General features: G+C 46.4%; 2 tRNA genes and 2 rRNA genes. All 4 read right to left on the bottom strand.

The annotated features are described in order from the left end of the window. Positions 1-64: 64 nt before the first annotated feature. The 4 genes from DF185_RS22785 to DF185_RS22770 all read right to left on the bottom strand — a co-directional run bounded on the left by DF185_RS22785 (position 65) and on the right by DF185_RS22770 (position 4,882). Positions 65-2,932, bottom strand: a 23S ribosomal RNA gene (locus DF185_RS22785). Positions 2,933-3,048: 116 nt separating this feature from the next. Beyond that, positions 3,049-3,122: transfer RNA gene (locus DF185_RS22780), tRNA-Ala, on the bottom strand. A 13-nt stretch (positions 3,123-3,135) separates the two neighbouring features. Further along, a tRNA-Ile gene (locus DF185_RS22775) sits at positions 3,136-3,209 on the bottom strand. A gap of 147 nt (positions 3,210-3,356) precedes the next feature. Then, positions 3,357-4,882: ribosomal RNA gene (locus DF185_RS22770) — 16S ribosomal RNA — on the bottom strand. The 16S and 23S rRNA genes sit together here with 2 tRNA genes alongside, the layout of an rRNA operon. Positions 4,883-5,531 lie beyond the last annotated feature (649 nt).

Below are 5,531 nucleotides of genomic sequence, written 5' to 3'. Positions count from 1 at the left end.
TAGACATATCGAAAAAGTAAAATAAAAGAACCTTCATTAGTAAGATTCAGCGATTGACCTCGCCACTCAGAAGCTTTCGGGTAATTAGTATTGCTCGACTTTGATGTTACCACCTTTACATCTGCAACCTATCAACGTTATCGTCTCTAACGACCCTTAAAGGAAATCTCATCTTGAGGTAGGCTTCGTGCTTAGATGCTTTCAGCACTTATCCCTGCCCAACGTAGCTACTCTGCTATGCAGCTGGCGCCACAACAGATACACTAGAGGTTAGTCCAACCCGGTCCTCTCGTACTAGAGTCAGATCCTCGCAAATTTCCAACGCCCACAACAGATAGGGACCGAACTGTCTCACGACGTTCTGAACCCAGCTCGCGTGCCACTTTAATGGGCGAACAGCCCAACCCTTGGGACCTTCTCCAGCCCCAGGATGTGACGAGCCGACATCGAGGTGCCAAACCGCTCCGTCGATATGAGCTCTTGGGAGCGATCAGCCTGTTATCCCCGGAGTACCTTTTATCCTTTGAGCGATGGCCCTTCCATACGGAACCACCGGATCACTATGCTCTACTTTCGTACCTGCTCGACCTGTATGTCTCACAGTCAAGCACCCTTGTGCCATTGCACTCTTCAGACGATTACCAAACGTCTTGAGGGTACCTTTAGAAGCCTCCGTTACTCTTTTGGAGGCGACCACCCCAGTCAAACTACCCACCACACACTGTCCGTCGTTAGACGTTAGACTTCAGATAAGCAAAGGGACGTATTTCAAGGATGACTCCACGATACCTGGCGATACCGCTTCATAGTCTCCGTCCTATCCTACACATCACTTACCCAAAATCAATGTGAAGCTGCAGTAAAGGTTCACGGGGTCTTTCCGTCCCGTTGCGGGTAATCGGCATCTTCACCGATACTACAATTTCACCGAGCTCATGGCTGAGACAGTGCCCAGATCGTTACACCATTCGTGCAGGTCGGAACTTACCCGACAAGGAATTTCGCTACCTTAGGACCGTTATAGTTACGGCCGCCGTTTACTGGGGCTTCATTTCAGACCTTCGCTTACGCTAAGCCCTCCACTTAACCTTCCAGCACCGGGCAGGTGTCAGGCCTTATACTTCATCTTTCGATTTTGCAAAGCCATGTGTTTTTGGTAAACAGTCGCCTGGGCCATTTCACTGCGGCCTCCCGAAGGAGGCGTCCTTTCTCCCGAAGTTACAGGACCATTTTGCCGAGTTCCTTAGCCATGAATCACTCGAGCGCCTTAGTATTCTCTACTTGACTACGTGTGTCCGTTTGTGGTACGGGTTTCTATTACCTGAAGCTTAGAGGTTTTTCTTGGAAGTAAAATTACATGCACTATCAGCGCTGCCGTAGCATTGCTGTACTATCAGATTTCAGCTCAACAAGCGGATTTACCTACTCGTCTCATCACGTACGTCCTTCAACGAACTATTCCGTCAGTTCGCGGCATTATCATCTCTTCGTCACCCCATCGCAGTAATAGAAAGTACCGGAATATTAACCGGTTGTCCATCGAGTTCGCCCTTCGGCTACCCCTTAGGTCCCGACTTACCCTGATCCGATTAGCGTTGATCAGGAAACCTTAGTCTATTGGCGTGCGGGTTTCTCGCCCGCATTATCGTTACTTATGCCTACATTTGCTTTTCTAAAAGCTCCACAATACATTACCATACTGCTTCTGCGCCGTTAGAATGCTCCCCTACCAGTTAGAATAAATTCTAAATCCATAGCTTCGGTGGTATATTTATGCCCGATTATCATCCACGCAAGATCGCTCGACTAGTGAGCTGTTACGCACTCTTTAAATGAATGGCTGCTTCCAAGCCAACATCCTAGCTGTCTAAGCAATCTCACCTCGTTTGTTCAACTTAACATACACTTGGGGACCTTAGCTGATGGTCTGGGTTCTTTCCCTCTCGTCTGTGGACCTTAGCACCCACAGGCTCACTGCCAGATATAAGTTATAGCATTCGGAGTTTGTCTGGATTTGATAGGCGGCGAAGCCCTCGCATCCAATCAGTAGCTCTACCTCTATAACTCTCGACTCTGACGCTGCACCTAAATGCATTTCGGGGAGTACGAGCTATTTCTCAGTTTGATTGGCCTTTCACCCCTACCCACAGTTCATCCGAACACTTTTCAACGTGTGACGGTTGGGCCCTCCACTCTGGTTTAACAGAGCTTCAGCCTGACCATGGGTAGATCACCAAGTTTCGCGTCTACCCCCACTAACTTTACGCCCTATTCAGACTCGCTTTCGCTTCGACTACGCACCTGAAGTGCTTAATCTCGCTAGTGAGGAGTAACTCGTAGGCTCATTATGCAAAAGGCACGCAGTCACCCCTAAGGGCTCCTACCGCTTGTAGGCGTACGGTTTCAGGTACTCTTTCACTCCTCTGTTCGAGGTGCTTTTCACCTTTCCCTCACGGTACTTGTTCACTATCGGTCTCTCAGGAGTATTTAGCCTTACCAGATGGTCCTGGCAGATTCACACAGAATTCCTCGTGTTCCGCGCTACTCAGGATACTACTAGATTCACTTTGCTTACGTGTACGAGACTATCACTCTCTATGGTGTGTCTTTCCAAACACTTCCACTTCACGCCGATCATCATATTATAGTCCTACAACCCCACCATTGCCGAAACAATAATGGTTTGGGCTAATCCCCGTTCGATCGCCACTACTAGGGGAATCACTTTTGTTTTCTTCTCCTCCGGTTACTTAGATGTTTCAGTTCTCCGGGTTTGCCTCCTTTCGGATACTCATTGCTGAGTGGGTTGCCCCATTCGGAAATCTACGGATCAAAGGTTATTTGCACCTCACCGTAGCTTATCGCAGCTTATCACGTCCTTCATCGCCTCTGAGAGCCTAGGCATCCGCCATACGCCCTTAATTACTTCTTTTTGTGCCAATGAAAATTAACTTTCATCACGAAATCAATCGTTGTTTCTTTACTTTGGTTACTTCTACTTTACTACTTTCAACATGTCAAAGAACTTTAATACACCATCGTATTATGTGGAGAATATCGGAGTCGAACCGATGACCTCTTGCGTGCAAGGCAAGCGCTCTAGCCAGCTGAGCTAATCCCCCATAAGCATTATTGTAGTCCTGCGCAGATTTGAACTGCGGACCCCTACATTATCAGTGTAGTGCTCTAACCAACTGAGCTACAGGACTAAATTTCTTAATCCATATGCTAGCGGTTTAATCACCCTAACGCTATGGGTTATGGTATATTAAATGAAAACAAGTGTAAGTCAGGCAAAACAGAATAAAACTCTGTCATATTACCAAAAACCTTTTGTCGATATTCTAAATCTCTAGAAAGGAGGTGTTCCAGCCACACCTTCCGGTACGGCTACCTTGTTACGACTTAGCCCCAGTTACCAATTTTACCCTAGGTCGCTCCTTGCGGTTACGAACTTCAGGTCCCCTCGGCTTCCATGGCTTGACGGGCGGTGTGTACAAGGCCCGGGAACGTATTCACCGTATCATTGCTGATATACGATTACTAGCGAATCCAACTTCACGGAGTCGAGTTGCAGACTCCGATCCGAACTGAGACTAGCTTTTGAGATTAGCATCCTGTCACCAGGTAGCTGCCCTTTGTACTAGCCATTGTAACACGTGTGTAGCCCTGGACGTAAGGGCCGTGCTGATTTGACGTCATCCCCACCTTCCTCTCACCTTACGGTGGCAGTCTCGCTAGAGTCCTCAGCATTACCTGCTAGCAACTAACGATAGGGGTTGCGCTCGTTATGGGACTTAACCCGACACCTCACGGCACGAGCTGACGACAACCATGCAGCACCTTGTAATTTGCTCCGAAGAGAAGATCCGTTTCCAGATCGGTCAAACTGCATTTAAGCCCAGGTAAGGTTCCTCGCGTATCATCGAATTAAACCACATGTTCCTCCGCTTGTGCGGGCCCCCGTCAATTCCTTTGAGTTTCATTGTTGCCAACGTACTCCCCAGGTGGATTACTTAATGCTTTCGCTCAGTCGCGCACTGTGTATCGCGCACAACGAGTAATCATCGTTTACGGCGTGGACTACCAGGGTATCTAATCCTGTTCGCTCCCCACGCTTTCGTCCATCAGCGTCAATATTAGCTTAGTGAGCTGCCTTCGCAATCGGTGTTCTACGTTATATCTATGCATTTCACCGCTACATAACGTATTCCGCCCACCTCAACTAAATTCAAGACCTGCAGTATCAATGGCAGTTCCGGAGTTGAGCTCCGGGATTTCACCACTGACTTACAAGCCCGCCTACGGACCCTTTAAACCCAATAAATCCGGATAACGCTCGAATCCTCCGTATTACCGCGGCTGCTGGCACGGAGTTAGCCGATCCTTATTCATACGGTACCTTCAAACACCTACACGTAGATGACATTATTCCCGTAAAAAAGCAGTTTACAACCCATAGGGCCGTCATCCTGCACGCGACATGGCTGGTTCAGGCTTGCGCCCATTGACCAATATTCCTCACTGCTGCCTCCCGTAGGAGTCTGGTCCGTGTCTCAGTACCAGTGTGGGGGACTATCCTCTCAGACCCCCTAAACATCATTGCCTTGGTAAGCCGTTACCTTACCAACTAGCTAATGTTACGCATGCCCATCTTGTACCCCCGTAGGTTTAATAATTAATTCATGCGAATCAATCATATTATGCGGTATTAATCCGGATTTCTCCGGGCTATCCCCCTGTACAAGGCAGGTTGCATACGCGTTACTCACCCGTGCGCCGGTCGTCGTCTAGTAGCAAGCTACTTCCGTTACCCCTCGACTTGCATGTGTTAGGCCTGTCGCTAGCGTTCATCCTGAGCCAGGATCAAACTCTTCGTTGTATAAAAGTTTTTATAATTCTGTCTCATTCAGATTATCAAAGTTTAATGGTAATTTTTAATTGACAAGGTTATTATTCTTGTATTTACCTAACTTCTTGTTTTCAATATTTTCAAAGAACGTATCGTTCTGTTTTTTCCTTAGTTATTTGCCCGAAAAATCAGGCGGAAAAGCGAGTGCAAAGATAAATAAAACTCAAAGCAAATTCCAAATAAAATCTGAAATATTTTTGAAGTTTTTTTCAAGTCGTGATTTCCATCAAATCATCAACCACACTCCCAAAACTCTTTCTAACTTCCCTCGCTCGAGAAGCGGCTGCAAAGATAAATACTTTTTATTTAATTTTGCAAATCATTTTTAAAACTTTTTTTTAAGATTTAAATCCTTCTTTCGAAAGCCTCATAGATACTAGTGCTTCAAAGAATCGCTATCCCCATCAAAAGCGGCTGCAAAGATAAATAAATTATTTTCACAACTCCAAATGCTCTCGAAAAAAAACTTTAAAAATTTCAAAATGAAAAAACACCATGCAAAAATCGTGGCAAAACCACCCTCTTTCATCATGTTTTCTCTATCGCCCTACCGTTGTAAAGCGGGTGCAAAGATAACGCATACTTTCTCAACTTTCCAAATCAAAACTTTAAGTTTTTT

It is taken from the genome of Marinifilum breve, assembly GCF_003202155.1.
Lineage (GTDB): Bacteria > Bacteroidota > Bacteroidia > Bacteroidales > Marinifilaceae > Marinifilum > Marinifilum breve.
Note: the sequence above shows the minus strand (reverse complement) of the source record. Positions and strands in the feature narration are given on the sequence as shown.